This is a genomic window from Exiguobacterium sp. SH3S1 (assembly GCF_004337105.1).
Taxonomy (GTDB): domain Bacteria; phylum Bacillota; class Bacilli; order Exiguobacteriales; family Exiguobacteriaceae; genus Exiguobacterium; species Exiguobacterium aurantiacum_A.
The window spans coordinates 82,766-98,148 of sequence record NZ_SJUW01000009.1; the positions used below are offsets into that span (position 1 = coordinate 82,766).

The window sequence follows — 15,383 nt, forward strand, 5'->3', positions numbered from 1 at the left end:
AACCCTTTTTTTGAAAACAATTACAAAAAATATAAGACGATGCTATAATTTTTAAAAGAATGCTGTGATATTTTAACTATTAATTATTGATAAGAGGTGCCGAATAAGATGGAAGTAGTAAAAACAAATCAGTCTGTTCCAATCTATATAAATTTTACACATAAAGCAAAAATGGATTTAAACAATCTTTTAAACGGTTTGACGATTCGTGAGTTTTTGACAACTCAAAATTTATACCATATTCAAATTGAGAAAGATAACGGGAGGGACGAAAGTCTGTATCTAAACTTCTATCTTTCGCCTTTGAAGAATGAATCGGTAAAAACTATTACAGATAATAAAGCTTTAGTCTTTTCTACAGTTATGAAAGAAGATGGCTTTTTAGTAATGGCGAGTCGAGTAGTACCGAAGCATTTTGGGGATGATAACATACGCAGAATCAGTCAGGAGGTACACTTTTTTATCGATGAAAAAAGTTCTTTCACTCTAGATCAAAATTTGCATCAAAAGATTGAAGCACTACCTGTTGCGCGAGAACAGTCGAAGATTGTAAAAGAACGTCTTCGTAGTTGGGAAGTGTATCTGGATTTAATGTTAGAGAAAGCAGAAAGCAATCAAGCGGATCTTGTTTTTCATGGGTTAAGTATTAGTTCGAATTTGCGAGAGATAACTTTGAATATCCATAACCTACAAGAACAAGTAGCGGGGAAAAAGTTGCGATCGGCCAATGCAACTTTTTATACAAAAGAGAGTGAAGAGAGTTCGAGAGAAATTGAAGAACAGGTTGGGATGGTCAAAAGAATTGATTTGTTTAAAAACAGAATCACAATTGAATTAGATGAAGACTATGTAGATTTGTTAAGAAGGAATAGATGGGTTCCTAAAAAGATTGGAACTGTAAAACTTAACAACTATGGTGATTTATCTCAAGCACGTCATCTTAGAAATGGCTTTAAAAATCTTCAAAATGGTAAATCTCTTAATCCTAACCTTGAATATTTATTATTTGAGGAAGATCCGATTTCAGATACGTCGTCGTTAAAGCAAGAATTTGAATTTGATAATGTTTTACAATCCAACTTAAATACATATCAAAAGGACGCGGTTAAAGGTGCATTAGAAGCTAGTGATCTATATCTTATTCAAGGACCACCAGGGACCGGGAAAACAACCGTTATTGCTGAAATATGTTATCAAAATGCGATTCAAGGACTGAAAACATTAGTAGCTTCTCAATCTAATTTAGCTGTTGATAATGCACTAAGTAAATTGTTAGAAGATCCGAAAATTAGAATTCTTCGAAAAGGTAGAACGAATAGTATTGAAGAAGAAGGTAAAAAGTTTATTGAGGAAAATGTAGCATTTACATGGAGAGACCAAACACAATCTTCTGTAAAAAAAGATATTTATACATTGGAGAAAATATTAATAGAAAAAAGAACTAAAGAAAACCAATATAAACAGACTATTGAAGAAAATAAAAATTACATTTCTAAAACATTTGATTTTTCTTCTCTACAAAAAAAATCCGATGAAATGTTAGAAACAATGCAAGACTACAGAAATCAAATTAGTGATAACCAAAAAAGATCTAAAATTCTCCAAACGAACATTACACAACATGAAAAAACATTGAAAGATATAGAACGAAAAATTAAAAACGATGAGACTAGATTAACTGACTTGTCTAATCAAGCAAGTCAAGAAAACAAACAAAATTTTCTATTTGAACAAAAACAGGCAATCACTAATGCAATCACTTATAAAAATAACACTGAGCGCTTCAATGAATTAAAAGAATTATTAAAATCTTATACCGAAAAAATCGAAAAAATATTAGTTAAAAAAGAAGAAACTGAGAATAGATTTAACAAATACGATAGTGAAAATCATTTGAGTTATCAACACATAGACGGAAAATCTACAAGAGTGATTGAACTGGAGAAAGAAATTAAAAGGATTAACAGCGAGAAAAGTGAATTACAAACTTCTAGTTATGCTTCAGATTTACACTTAAAACAATTTATTGAACCTATCGAAAAAATTTTAAATCGGCAAGAAATACTTTTAAGAGATATTGCATACGATATAACCACTGCAAAAGAACTTCTTCAGCCAACGCAAGAAGTTCTTAAGGTGGATTATATTAATAGATTATTAGAAACCAGTAGTTCTCGAATAATCAATGTGCCTAAACTTCCTCCTATAAAAAAAATCTGGATTAAAGTTTCAGGCAAGTATGCTGAGCACTATGACGTTATAGTTGAAGATTATACGAAACTAATAAAAATATCGAAACGACTTCAAGATGACGTGGCTAAAAATGAGCAAATAAAAAAATGGTCTGAAAAGCTGGACCAATTAAAAACTGAACATAAAAAAATGGTGAAAGCTCATTATGAAAATGCAGTAAGTTTGCTAGATGACGAATTAACGATTTCCTTAAAATTACGAAGCGAACATGAACGAGAATTCCGTCGCTTAAAAGAGTTGACTGTGGTTGTTCTAAGTAGCAATTCGAACTTGTATATGTCGTATCCATTAAGGGAGCTCATTTTTGAAAATGAAAGATGTGACAGAGAGCTAGAAGAAATAGAAAAAATAGAAGAAACGAAGCGTAATCTTTATACATCTAACGAACAATTGAAAATTGAATTTCAAACTACTCACGTATATTTGAAAAACGATCTTGCTGATTTCGAAAAAGTGCGACAGGTTATTCAGCAATTATCGCAACAAGTTGAAAATGTAATGCAATCTCGGGGAGAAGTGAAAGAAAAAATAGACAAGTTGGAAAAATTCCTATCTCACAAAACACCAGAAGGAATTGAAAAAGAAAACAGAAAGCTCCAAAGGCTTATTAGAACAAACACAATTTCAATAAAAGAAGACGAAGTGCTTCTTCGTCAGAAAAAAATATGGAGCGATATGCTTGAGGATGCAAAAGAGCATGATTTAGAAGAAATCCGAAAAATGTATATTAAACATGCTAACGTGATTGGAACTACTTGTGTCCAATCCGCACGACGTGATTTCGTAGAGGAATATCCCGATTTTGATGTAGTAATCATTGATGAGGTATCAAAGGCAACTCCTCCAGAATTATTATTGCCGATGCTTAAAGGTAAAAAAATTATTCTTGTTGGAGACCACCATCAGCTCCCGCCTTTAGTGGGTCAAGAAACTCTAGAAGAAGTTGCATCTAAAGAAGAGACGATTGAACAACGAGAGTCTTTAAAAAACACCTTGAAGGAATCTTTATTCGAACGTCTATTCAATTCGCTCGATAATCGCCATAAGCAAACGTTACGGATTCAATATCGAATGCATGAAACGATAATGAATACAATTTCTCAATTTTATGAAGGATCGACCAAAGAGTCAGTGTTTGGTCTAAGTTGTGGGTTAGTAGATTCAGACGCGGAAAGAGATCACTTTTTAGAAGGGAATATTGTTAAAAGAGGCCAACATTTGATGTGGTTTGATCTCCCAAATGAACCTGAATTCTTTGAAAAAAGTGAACAGGGGAGTACTAGTAAATACAATGAAGCTGAATTACATCTTATTCAAGGCATTATTGAAGATTTGGAATTAGCTACAGCTAATGCGAAAGCAAATGGTTTTATTGGGTTAGAAGAAAAGAAACAAGTTGGTATTATTAGTTTTTACGGGGACCAGATTCAGAAAATAAAAAACTTGGTGGATGATGAAATTCAAACTGAGCATTTAACTTTCCGAATTGGCACAGTAGACAGATTCCAAGGTATGGAAAGCGATATTATAATCGCGAGTTTTGTGCGCAATCACCAAAATCCACAAGATGATATTGGTTTTTTGAATGAATATCGTCGATTAAATGTGGCTTTATCGCGTGCAAAAGAACTGCTAATCATTACAGGGTCGTCTGCAATGTTTACAAGAAGAGCTAAAAATGGTAGAACTCGAACTCGCTTTAAAAATGTATTGCATGTTGTAAAAGAACATAATGGACTTCGAGATCATATGGGAAGAAATAAATAAGGAAGAAGTGAGCATATGTTATGGAAGTTAAGCGAACAACTAAGTAATGATCAGCAAAAATTAAAAATTATTGAAGAAGCAATGGGGGACAAAAATTATCTCCATATCCTTGAAACAATCGAATGGGAAATGCCGATAGATTCATATGAGGTTAAAGTAACATCAGCAACAAAGTCAAAATTAGATATTTTAAAAAAGATGATTATGACTTTGGCACAAAACGATTCAGGAGTTAGCTTAACGGACGCTAGTGAATTCTTGCGTGTTGACGCTCTATTTGTAGAAGACCTCATCAATCAAATGGAGAGAACAGGTATTTTAGAAAAAATCAGTAAGGTATATAGACTAACTAAAATTGGTCAAACACAATTGGCTGCTGGAACGGTTCTTGGAGAGCCGCAAGTAGAAAAAATTGAGTTTCAGTTCAATGCGTTACAGAAAAAAGTTTTAAACGATATTGATACTAACCCATTCATTCACTCAGAAAAGGATGAGGGACATCAATACTATCGTTACAGTGAAGGTGAAACTAGTCTTACAAATAGAGTGTTGGAAGAAAGTGAATTCAGACAATATTTGATAGGTAGTAGGCAACCCTTCGAAATTGGTGGGAAAGAGAAGATAATTTCAAAGATTTCCCCTTTGCAATTTATGAATAGAAAATATGGAAAAGTACTTGAATTTCGACTTTATGATTTAGCCGAAGATCACGTGTTCACACGTGTGTGGAATGGGGCAAACAGTAAATTTGATGAATCTTTAGAGAATCAAATTAATGAATTGGAAAACGAGACATGGCGTGAACAATATCATGAAGAGATTCTTGATCAAATGCCAAAACGCTATGAACGGTTAAGAGAATTAATGTTGCAGACTGATTCAGAGAAACAGAACGGGAAACAAGAGGGTAAATTCATCGAATTATTACGCGGGATTGATATTCGAAATCGGTTTATCGATTCTTTTGAGCAAACTCAAAAGAAAATGTTGATGGTTTCTCCTTGGATATCTTCTTCGGTTATGGATCGAGAAATGTTTGATCGTTTAGAGAAATTTGCTGCTTCAGGAAAGACACTCTATATTTCTTGGGGAATTGCTAAACAAATTAAATATGAAGATCGAGCCCCTAATGCTGAATTGATTCAAAGAATACGCTCTATAAAACATAAAGATGGGACACCTGCTATTTTTATAAGGTGGTTCGGTAACCAGCACAACAAAGAGATTGTTCTTGATAAGAAAACGTTGTTACTTGGTTCATTTAATTGGCTCTCTTATCGGGGAGATTATAACTTGAGACATGAATCTGTAGTGATTACGACAGAGGAAGGTTTGATTGATGAGACGATCCACATGATTGAAGAAAAATTTATTGTAGAGCTCGAAAGGGAACTTCAACAAATCTTCAATCACTCTGCTCGTTCTTTAGATTCAATCAAATTGAAAAATTGGATGAAAGAATTAATCATGTTGGATACTCAACTTGATAAACGAAAAGAACTTTCAACGAAATTGATGCTACATCTACATAACGAAAATAGAGAAGATTTAGCATTTGAACTCTCAAAGCTTTGGCTTGTATATGATAAAGAAGAAGTTGGGGCGCTAGACTATTTAAAAGAATTATTGGTTCGACATGAGACGGAGCGTGCGACGCAATACTTTATGCTTGCACTTAAGCATGTTCAAACCAGTTCGATTTGGCCATCAGCTGAAATATTCAGCGCACATGCGGACTGGTTTGCGCAATTTGAAAAGTTTATTGAGGCTAAAGAAGAGCTGTTGAGAGAAAAAAATAAAGTTTTAGTTTCTAAGAAGAAAGTGAAAAACCAAAGAAAAAAACGGTAGCGAGTTCGAAAAGGCGATGATGTGTAAAGAATCATCGCCTTTTTAATAGCAAGTAAGAGTTATAAGTACCAATCGAGTGGGAAACTATAGATTTTATCAATATATTGACATTATCATGAAAAAAATCATTGCATTAAATTTTAAAAGTCCATAAAATTCAAAAAGGTTAGAGAAAATTCGAAATAATATTTAATTTATAGGAGTGTATAAAAATGTTCACCCTGATTGTGTTAGGGGTTATATTTTGGGCAGGTCTTTCATTTTATGAAAAAATGAAAGAAGACGAAATTAATATTTTTTCAAATACTGAGTATGTGAAGACGGGTGTAGAAGAAATTGATTTACGCAATCAACCATTCACAACTAACGAGGGTTTGATTTATAGCGGCGAAGCAGCTTTCTTTTCTATTCCATCAAAAAATCGTGTGTATGCTTGGTACACGCAAGGTCAGTTAAGATTGGTACATCATAATGATGTTGTAATGTTTAACCTGGCTCAACACTTTGTTAATGGTAAACCTCGGCTTTATATCAAAAAAATGAATATTAATTCTCGTGATTTTATTTTTCCAGTGGGGAAATTCTCTGACTATTTTTCAACTCTAGAGAAGGAAAGAGAAATTCAGTCGTTGGGAGAAAGTGTGGCTCGAAATGCAATGAACGTCGTTGCAGAAGTGATGGCTTTTAACAAATTTTTTCGTGAAGTGAAATCCTTTGATCGTTTTAAACAAGGTAGCGTCGAACAAAAAGAACAATATTTGAATGACTATGATATTTATTTAGAAAGTTCAATCGAACGACTTTATGATTACTACAGTGCTACTCATGAACACAAAGAATCTTATTCTAAAAACTCAGAATCAAAATCTGATTACGGTAGGGAAGCATTCGCGATTTATTTAAAAGTGTTGGAATTTGAAAGCCTTTATAATATCACATTTGACCAAATACGGAAGCGCTACAAGCAATTAGCAAGACGTTATCATCCAGATAGTGCTACAGGAGACGAATATCGTTTCAAACTTATTCGGGAAGCCTATGAGTATTTAGAGAATAACTATCCAAAATAACGAATAGAGGTATAAGAACATGATATACGAAAGTAATTATGATTTTTTAGAAAGAGAATGGCCTGATTATGCGAATTTAGGACTGATCATTGAAACGAAATTAGCGAGCAATCCGGAACAGGCCGTTCTAAAAATGAAGGTGCTGAGCGAACTTTTAGTTCACAATCTCCTTGAAAAGCATAATACTCAGCCTTCTAGCCATATGACTACAGAAAATCGATTAAATTCAATCCAAGAACTAGAAAACGTACCTAGAGAAATCGCTGAAAAGCTGAGATTGTTACGTGAAGTCGACCATACAGCCTCGCTTAGCAAGCAGCACGTATACTCGTTGAACGAGCAGCTAGTCGAGTTGATGCATTGGTTTGCAACGACTTACGGAACAATCGAGTATGGCCCACTTCGTTACATCGAGCCTGTGGTGGAAGACAAGGAATTAAATCAGTTCAAGCATCAGCTTGCATTGTATGAAGTGAACTATGCAGATTTAGAAGATGACATTGCTAATGAGTCTAGTTTGGAAATATCACAATTTACTAGGACTGGACGAGACCGTGCAAATCAAATGACGGAGACGACTTCAATGACACAAAATACTAAAAAGCCAAAAGGGAAATTTAAAAGAGCGCTTATTAAGTTATTAATTACTTCAGCCGTCGTTCTATTAGCTTTCCTTGGAATAAATGCTTATACGCTCGCTCAGAACTACGAAGCCTTTCCAAGTTCTTTAGATCGTACTCTTGTTAAAAGTGTAAATGGCGTTTTGGGGTATAGCTATGGTGAAAATGCAATGAATAAAGCCATGGAACAAAAGGATTCAGATCGCATCGAATATTTACTTACTCAGAGCGTAGATAAAAATAAGCTTTATTTTAACGGAGAAACATTATCTACATATGCTGTAAAAGAAGGAGACAACAAATTGTTGCTGTCTTTGTTAGAAGATAGCGCAGATATGTCTAAACAAAATGTTGATGGAGAGACGGCACTAGAAATTGCTTATGAGATGAATAATGAACGGGCATTAAACTTGCTTGGAACTGAAAAAACGCCACTCTCTGTCAACTTTGTACAAAATAATTTAATCGGATACTGGAAATCTATTGATGATGAAGTGATTGAGCTTCAGAAGAAAGGTGACACGGTCTCCATAGTTGTTTATATAGAAGGGAAACCAGCAACTATTGATCTTTCGAAATTGAGTGTCGTTAATAAAGAAATACTTAAACTTGGAGATAAACAGTATTCGAAGAGCGCGTCACAAGAATCTAAACGTGTCCTCGCGGCACAAGTGAGTGCCTCTGAGGAGAGTGTTGGTAGGGAAGAAACACCTGAAGATGAGGTGGAAGAACAGACAATTGAAGAGATTGTTACCGAAACTGAGGAAGAACCAGATTCGCAAGCAGAACTAGAAGCCTTGCTCGCAGAACGTGAAGAGGAAGAAATGAATCGTTTGAAAAAGAATGTTACTTTCATGAATAGTATTGTTGGTTTTTGGCAGCTATCTTCTGAATGGAAAGATGAGCGCTACTACACACTCGTTATTGAAGAGACTCAAGAAGACAGGTCTTGGGGATTTTATTTACTTAACGAAGGTAAAATTTTACCATCTTCTAGTGGTTATAATTACTATTACAGAGAATCAATTCTTCTAGAGAATAATAAGGTGGAATTACCTGAAAGTGACGGCTCTAGGTACGTGGTTACAAAAGTGTCGGACACTGAAATTACAGTGAATCTTGAAGTGGGTACTGACAGTTTCGGCAAGATACAAACTGAGACATTCATATATAAAAAAATCCCTAAAAATACCGTCTCCACTGAATTGTTAAAAGAATATCCTAATGCATTTAAGTAATGTTAAAGACTTAACATTAAGAGACCAGACCAAACCCTCGAAAGGATTGGCCTGGTCTCTTATATAATTTATCGCATTTTCATGGTGATTTTTTCTAATACTAGTTCGTCATTTCTTCTCGACCGCATGCCCGCCGAACTCATTTCTTAGCGCAGCGACGACCTTGCCGGAGAATGTGTCCTCCTCGAGCGAGCGTTGCCGCATCATGAGCGACATGGCGATGACCGGTGCCGGGACGCCGTATTCGAGCGCCGTCTCGACCGTCCACTTGCCTTCACCCGACGCATGCATGACGCCTTTGATCTCGTCGAGCTTCGCGTCCTTGTGGAACGCGCTCTCGGTCAACTCCATCAGCCACGAGCGGACGACCGAACCGTGATTCCATACACGGGCGACTTGTTCGTGGTCGTAATCGAACGGGCTCTTCTCGAGGATCTCGAACCCTTCGGCGATCGCCTGCATCATGCCGTACTCGATGCCGTTGTGGATCATCTTGAGGAAATGCCCGCTGCCACTCGGCCCGGCGTACAAGTAGCCGTTGTCCGTCGACACGTCGTGGAACAACTCCTCGATCTTGCCGAACGCTTCCATATCGCCGCCGATCATCGTGCAGGCGCCGTTGCGCGCGCCTTCCATGCCGCCACTCGTCCCGACGTCGAAGAAGTAGATCAGCTTGTCGTTGAAGTGCTCGGCCCGCCGCATCGACTCCTTATAGTTCGAGTTGCCGCCGTCGATGACGATATCCCCTGGAGACAACAGTGCGTGCAAATCGTTCAATACACGCTCGGTCACGTCACCGGCCGGCACCATCACCCAGACGACGCGCGGCGCCTTCAACCCGTCCACGACCGCTTCGAGCGAATCGAGCGTCTCGAACTGGCTCGTCGACACGTTGCCTGGGTCGTAGCCGAGCACGCGGTGGCCCCCATCCGTCAAATTGAGCGCCAGGTTGAGTCCCATCTTGCCAAGTCCAATCATTCCTAGTTCCATATTCGTTCCCCCAATCAATTGGTTTAGTCTTTATAAGGGTTACCCGAAATGGGGAGGATTCAAAAGAGAGGATTTATATCATCGATCCGGTAGGCGAGGATCGACCCGATTCGGATCTTCTGTCCGTCACTCGCCTCGATGAAGTCGTTGAGCGGACTGGCCAACTGGAGCGTCTGGTTAAACGTCCGTTCGGCCTGGTGCCTCGAACTCCCGTAAATAATGAATGAAAATGGCTCTTTTTTCTCGATAAAACACGTGACGACGAAACGCATCCGTCTATCCCCTTCGCAAAATAATTGGATTTCAATTACATTTACATGATGCTATATACAAATATTACAAAATATAATGCGTTTGTACTATGACATTTTTTAGAAATGAGGAAACGGACCTAAAAAAATAACTGATCGAGGATGTCCCCGATCCGTTTCGTCAGAATTAGAACTGCGTGCTGCGACCTTGTGCCCATGGTGATCGGAATGGTAGCGGTTTCGGTTTTTGGAGCTCAGGGTAGGGTTAAAAAAGATATGCTAGAAAAGCTAAACCTTTTTTTAAAACCGGCCGATAGAAATAAGCGAGTGAATGATTCGACAACAATCGGCAACCATTTACCTCTTTTATAAAAAATGGAAATATTAATAATAAGGTGCATGCTAAAATAAAACCTATGTGAAATTGACTACAGGTTCGAGGAAAGGTGCAATGTCATGGAAGAGCAAAAGAAAAAGAGAGTCAAGAAACGTCGTAGGAAGAAAACGCCCGCAAAACGCATCGCGTTGATTGTGGGGATCGTCGTCGGACTGTTCCTGCTCATCGGAGTCGGGGTGGCAGCTTATTTGTATAACCAAGTGGACTCGACGGTCAGTCGTTTGAACGAGTCGGCCGGGCTCAGCCAAGAACGGATGAACAAGCAGACGATCAACGACAAGAAACCGGTATCGGTCCTGTTGCTCGGTGTCGACCGCCGTGCCGATGAGCAAGGCCGCAGCGACTCGATCATCGTCATGACACTCAACCCGAATACGGACGCGAGCGCGATGCTCAGCATCCCGCGCGACACGAAGACGGAGATCGTCGGTAAAGGCACGACCGATAAGATCAACCACGCCTATGCGTTCGGCGGTGCCGAGATGGCGCTCGCGACGGTCGAGAACTTACTCGACATCCCGATCGATTACGTCGCCGAAGTCGATATGAAAGGGTTCCAAGACACGGTCGACCTTCTCGGCGGCGTCGAAGTGACGAACAAGTTCGCCTTCACGTCGGGCGACTATTCGTTCGAGCCGGGCACTATCAACTTGTCGGGCCCCGAGGCGCTCGCCTACACGCGGATGCGCTACGACGACCCGAGTGGCGACTTCGGTCGCCAAGAGCGTCAGCGTGACGTCATCACGGCGCTCGTCAACAAAGGGAAAGACGATTTCTCGATCTCGAAGTTCAACAATATGCTCGACGTCTTAGGCAATAACGCGAAGACGAACATGACGTTCAAAGACATCCGGACACTGTCGGCTGACTATATGGCCGCCTTCAAAAACCAGGACGTCCTTCGACTCGAAGGCACGGGCGGCAAGGCTGACGACGGCATCTATTACTGGAACCCGGATGCGGCCTCACTAGAAGACGTGAAGTCGTACCTCGGCGAATTGATGGAACAATGACAATGGCGCCTCATCCAAAGCGGATGGGGCGTTTTAATTTGTGCGATAATAAAAAGAAAAAGGGGTGACCCGTGTGCTCGACCGACTGTTCCGTCTCATCATCGACGTCCGCCATCGCTTCAAAGACCATCACATCAACGACTATAGCGCCACGCTCGCCTTCTTCTGGTTTCTCGCCATCTTCCCGACATTCGTCCTGTTGTTCGCCGTCATGGCGTGGCTCGGGATCGACGACGCCCTGTTGATCGAGCAGATCGAGATTTTGATCCCGGGTGCGAGTGTGCGTGACATGCTGTCGGTCGTCTATGACGTCAGCGGCGACATCAACGCCGGGCTCATCTCGGTCGGTGCCGTCATCGCCGTCTGGTCGGCCTCGAACGGGGCGGCCCGGCTCGTCAAGCTGACCGTGTTCGCCTACGGCGAGACCGAGGCGCGCAGCTACATCGTCCGTCGGCTCATCGGGCTGTTGACGCTCGTCGCCTTCAGCGTCGGCGCCGTCATCTTGATTGTATTCCACATCTTCGGCCGCGAGTTCGTCGAGCTCGTGTACGCGTGGTTCCCGATGCTCGAGGAGTTTGAACGGTTGGCGACGCTCGCCCGATATACCGTCTCGACCGTCATCCTCATCTTCGCGTTCTCGCTGTTTTATAAGTTCGCGCCCCAGCAACACGTCAAATTCACGGAGACGCTCCCAGGCGCCACTTTCGCCGTCATCTCGTGGCAGCTGTTGTCGACCGCCTACAGCATCTACGTCGACCAGTTCTCGATGTTCGGCGACACGTACGGGACGATCGGAATCGTCATCTTGCTGCAGATCTGGCTCTACTTGACGGCGGCGACGATGCTGCTCGGGGCGGAGATCAACGCGGCTTGGCCCGGTCAGATGCGACGCCGGCCACAGCGCACACATTTCCCATGAAAATCCGAAAGAAATCGTTAGCATTTTTTGGCAACGTGCTATAATACTACACGGTAAGCGGGAATTATTCATACTAAAGTTAACTGAAAGCAGGTGGTCCGATGGCGAGACATCGCAAGAAATCATCATGGAAGAAATGGGTATTGCTCGCAGTAGGCGTCATGACTGTCTTCCTCATCGCCGGCGGGCTGTTCGTCTGGTCGATGTACCGGGACGTCAATGAGACGGTGACACGGGTGAACGATAATTTGGAAATCTCTGAAGAACGCAAACAAGTGCAGACGATCGAAGAGAAACGGTCCGTATCGGTCCTCCTCCTCGGCGTCGACCGCCGCGGCACTGAGCAAGGGCGGAGCGACTCGATCATCGTCATGACGCTCAACCCGGAGACGGATGAAGGGGCGATGCTCAGCATCCCGCGGGATACCAAGACGGAGATCGTCGGGCGCGGGATGCGTGATAAGATCAACCACGCCTACGCGTTCGGTGGGGCCGAGATGGCGATGGATACGGTCGAAGGACTCTTAGACATCCCGATCGACTACGTCGTCGAGACGGACATGGAGGCGTTCACCGAGGTCGTCGACGCGCTCGGCGGTATCACGGTGACGAACAACCTCGCGTTCGCGTCGGACGGCTACTCGTATCCGGTCGGTGAAGTGGAGCTGACGGGTGAGTCGGCACTGGCCTATACGCGCATGCGTTACAACGACCCGAACGGGGACTTCGGCCGCCAGGAGCGGCAACGCGCCGTCGTCGCGGCCATCGTCGAGAAAGGGCGTTCCGACTTCTCGGTCGATAAAGTGACGAAACTGTTGGACGTCGCCGGCAACCGTGCCAAGACGAACATCGAGTTCAACGAGCTCATCGGTCTGTCGACGGACTACATGCAGGCGTTCCGCAACGCCAGCACGCTCCGGATCGAGGGGGCGGGCGGGCTGGAGTCAGACGGTATTTATTACTGGAACCCAAATCAGGACTCGCTCACAAGCGTCCAGACCGAACTGAAGCGTTTGATGGACTGAAGCCGCCCTTGGGTGGCTTTTTTCGTGCGTTTGAAACGGGCACATCGGTGGGACTGTTAATAGAGACAGTACTAGGAGGGATCACATGATTTGGGACAAACTTGAACCGATAATCAACCGACTCGAAGACGATCATACAACCGACGACTGGCGCCGTCTGTTCGACAAGTGGGCCGGCCACACGTGGCATGACCACGAGGCGCCGAGCGAGCTGACGAACGTCCTCATCGTCGACGCGAACGCCGTCACGACCGACGGGACGCAAGACCTCGACGCGCTGCACACGCTATTGAAAGACCACGTCCGATCGTCGATCAGCGACTTGTATCTCGTGTCGCTGTTCCCGCATCAAGTGAAGCCGACCGACACGGCCGTCAACCCGCGCATCCGTCTGTTCGAGGACCTCGGGCGCTTCCACGACGAGTTCGATCTCATGTATGAGATGACGCCGGACGTCTATAACGAGCTGCAAGTCGATTTGCTCGACGAGACCGACGCGTTCATCGAACGGCTCGCGCAAGGGGCGACGAAAGTCCGCGTCCACGTCCAATCGTTCCGGGGCATGCCCGAGGAGCGGATCAAGCACGTGCTCGAACTATGGCAATTGATTCTCCACCACTATAAACCGCACGGGCAGCTCGTCCTCGCCTATGAAGGGGATGCCGACCGGACCGGTTCCTATTTCGAAGTCGCCGACGTCATCTGTCACTTCGACTTGGCGTCCCATACGCTGCTCGCTTTCGCCCAAGGCAACGCCAAAGGGTTGACGGACTGGGCCGACAGCATCGAGGCACCCGGGGACGGCAAGACGTACTTCAACTTCTTGTCGACCCCGGAGCGGGACCCGTTCGAGAAGAACTTGCTCGAGCCGTCGGTCGACATGTTGCTCGCCGCCCATAGCGTCCTGTTCTCGCTCCAAGGCATCCCGGCCGTCGATTACCGGACGCTGCTCGGGGTGACGACGCCGGTCGAGCGGGCCGCGCTCGTCCAAGAGTTGAAGACGGACCCGTACCGCCTGCAAGTGTTCTCCGGCATCTTGAGCCAGCTGAACGTCAAGCGGACGCACCCGGCCTTCTCGCCGTACGCCGAGCAGCGCATCGTCGCGACGGACAAACGCGTGTTCACGGTCGAGCGGAGCGGGGGCGGCGAGACGCTTGCGCTCTATACGAACGTGTCCGACGAACGGGTCGTCATCGCTGCGAGCGGGACGAACTTGTTCACGGGAGAATGGGTCGAGGCGGTCGTGCTCGAGGCGTACGACTTCATGTGGCTCAAACAAGAATAGGTCTTTTGAATCAAAAATTGTTTTTGGTGAATAGGCGTATTGACGCATTCGGTGTTTAGGTAGAAAATGGAATAGAAGGAAGTTCTATGACATACACGACCATACACCGAAGGAGCGGATTTCCATGAATCAACCTTTATTCGCGTATTTGTTCGGCTTGACGCTGCAGTCGTTTCTCTATTGGATGTTTGCCACATTGTTCATCGCCTTGGTCGGCTACGTCGCCCTCTACGTATGGGACCGTGACGTCGCCAATCAATACCGATCGCTTTGGCGCAAGGGCTATTACCTGACGTTCGGCGCCTTCGTCCTGTTCGGCTTCATCGTCGGCGAGTTCGCCATCGACGCCGCTTGGACGCTCGCCGGGATCGCCATCTTGATCGTCGTCCTCGACTACGGCGTGCTCGGGGCGCGGGAGCGACAAGACGCGATAGAAGAAGACCTGATAGAAGAAGACATGACAAAACCCCTTACGGAAGAACGATAACTCGTTCTCACGAGGGCACTGAAAAACCTCCGCTCTATCCGAGCGTGAACAGAAAAAAGGGCGATTGGACCGACTCAAGTCGGGACAATCGCTCTTTTTCCTTGCCCTTATCCTGTTTTTTCTTTTGAGAGGGTGATGATCCGCTTCAGGTTTACCGCGATGATCGCCATCACGCTCTGTAACGTCATGCCTTTCAGGTCTGACGTTTTGTTTCGCGCCA

Annotated in this window: 11 protein-coding genes; 9 read left to right on the forward strand and 2 right to left on the reverse strand. The window is 43.5% G+C overall.

All coding sequences use genetic code 11. The features are described from left to right. Positions 1 to 108: 108 nt before the first annotated feature. The 4 genes from EVJ26_RS11095 (at position 109) to EVJ26_RS11110 (ending at position 8,796) form a co-directional block, all read left to right on the forward strand. A complete protein-coding gene (locus tag EVJ26_RS11095) occupies positions 109 to 4,020 on the forward strand; it encodes an AAA domain-containing protein (protein WP_131470428.1) in 3,912 nt (1,303 codons plus the stop codon). A 15-nt stretch (positions 4,021 to 4,035) separates the two neighbouring features. Beyond that, positions 4,036 to 5,868 (forward strand): phospholipase D-like domain-containing protein, encoded by a 1,833-nt coding sequence (locus EVJ26_RS11100; protein ID WP_131470430.1) that lies wholly within the window; start codon positions 4,036 to 4,038, stop codon positions 5,866 to 5,868. Between the two features lie 212 nt (positions 5,869 to 6,080). Next, positions 6,081 to 6,938 (forward strand): J domain-containing protein, encoded by an 858-nt coding sequence (locus tag EVJ26_RS14490; RefSeq protein ID WP_201738366.1) that lies wholly within the window; start codon positions 6,081 to 6,083, stop codon positions 6,936 to 6,938. Positions 6,939 to 6,957: 19 nt separating this feature from the next. Continuing rightward, on the forward strand, positions 6,958 to 8,796 hold the full coding sequence (locus EVJ26_RS11110) for an ankyrin repeat domain-containing protein (RefSeq protein ID WP_131470432.1): 1,839 nt from the start codon (positions 6,958 to 6,960) through the stop codon (positions 8,794 to 8,796). A 108-nt stretch (positions 8,797 to 8,904) separates the two neighbouring features. Here the strand turns inward: EVJ26_RS11110 and gnd are convergent, their stop codons facing one another. Further along, entirely contained in the window at positions 8,905 to 9,786 is an 882-nt protein-coding gene (gene gnd, locus EVJ26_RS11115; RefSeq protein ID WP_131470434.1) for a phosphogluconate dehydrogenase (NAD(+)-dependent, decarboxylating), read from the reverse strand. Between the two features lie 59 nt (positions 9,787 to 9,845). Next, the gene (locus EVJ26_RS11120) at positions 9,846 to 10,058 is read right to left on the reverse strand and encodes a hypothetical protein (RefSeq protein ID WP_131469540.1); all 213 of its coding nucleotides are present in this window, start codon (positions 10,056 to 10,058) and stop codon (positions 9,846 to 9,848) included. A gap of 435 nt (positions 10,059 to 10,493) precedes the next feature. Between EVJ26_RS11120 and EVJ26_RS11125 the strand changes: the two genes are divergently transcribed. The 5 genes from EVJ26_RS11125 (at position 10,494) to EVJ26_RS11145 (ending at position 15,163) form a co-directional block, all read left to right on the forward strand. Next, a complete protein-coding gene (locus EVJ26_RS11125; protein WP_131470436.1) occupies positions 10,494 to 11,447 on the forward strand; it encodes an LCP family glycopolymer transferase in 954 nt (317 codons plus the stop codon). Positions 11,448 to 11,520: 73 nt separating this feature from the next. Then, positions 11,521 to 12,366, forward strand: a complete 846-nt coding sequence (locus tag EVJ26_RS11130; protein WP_131470438.1) for a YihY/virulence factor BrkB family protein — start codon at positions 11,521 to 11,523, stop codon at positions 12,364 to 12,366. A gap of 101 nt (positions 12,367 to 12,467) precedes the next feature. Further along, positions 12,468 to 13,391, forward strand: a complete 924-nt coding sequence (locus tag EVJ26_RS11135; protein WP_131470440.1) for an LCP family glycopolymer transferase — start codon at positions 12,468 to 12,470, stop codon at positions 13,389 to 13,391. An 85-nt stretch (positions 13,392 to 13,476) separates the two neighbouring features. Further along, a complete protein-coding gene (locus EVJ26_RS11140) occupies positions 13,477 to 14,676 on the forward strand; it encodes an alpha-amylase family protein (RefSeq protein ID WP_131470442.1) in 1,200 nt (399 codons plus the stop codon). 124 nt (positions 14,677 to 14,800) lie between these two features. After that, positions 14,801 to 15,163: a hypothetical protein gene (locus tag EVJ26_RS11145; protein WP_131470444.1), complete on the forward strand. Its 363-nt coding sequence runs from the start codon at positions 14,801 to 14,803 to the stop codon at positions 15,161 to 15,163. Positions 15,164 to 15,383: the final 220 nt, after the last annotated feature.

Bases quoted from the DNA above. Each gene is read 5' to 3' on its own strand.
- EVJ26_RS11095 (WP_131470428.1), top strand. From the start codon at position 109: ATGGAAGTAGTAAAAACAAATCAGTCTGTTCCAATCTATATAAATTTT.
- EVJ26_RS11100 (WP_131470430.1), top strand. From the start codon at position 4,036: ATGTTATGGAAGTTAAGCGAACAACTAAGTAATGATCAGCAAAAATTA.
- EVJ26_RS14490 (WP_201738366.1), top strand. From the start codon at position 6,081: ATGTTCACCCTGATTGTGTTAGGGGTTATATTTTGGGCAGGTCTTTCA.
- EVJ26_RS11110 (WP_131470432.1), top strand. From the start codon at position 6,958: ATGATATACGAAAGTAATTATGATTTTTTAGAAAGAGAATGGCCTGAT.
- gnd (WP_131470434.1), bottom strand. From the start codon at position 9,786: ATGGAACTAGGAATGATTGGACTTGGCAAGATGGGACTCAACCTGGCG.
- EVJ26_RS11120 (WP_131469540.1), bottom strand. From the start codon at position 10,058: ATGCGTTTCGTCGTCACGTGTTTTATCGAGAAAAAAGAGCCATTTTCA.
- EVJ26_RS11125 (WP_131470436.1), top strand. From the start codon at position 10,494: ATGGAAGAGCAAAAGAAAAAGAGAGTCAAGAAACGTCGTAGGAAGAAA.
- EVJ26_RS11135 (WP_131470440.1), top strand. From the start codon at position 12,468: ATGGCGAGACATCGCAAGAAATCATCATGGAAGAAATGGGTATTGCTC.
- EVJ26_RS11140 (WP_131470442.1), top strand. From the start codon at position 13,477: ATGATTTGGGACAAACTTGAACCGATAATCAACCGACTCGAAGACGAT.
- EVJ26_RS11145 (WP_131470444.1), top strand. From the start codon at position 14,801: ATGAATCAACCTTTATTCGCGTATTTGTTCGGCTTGACGCTGCAGTCG.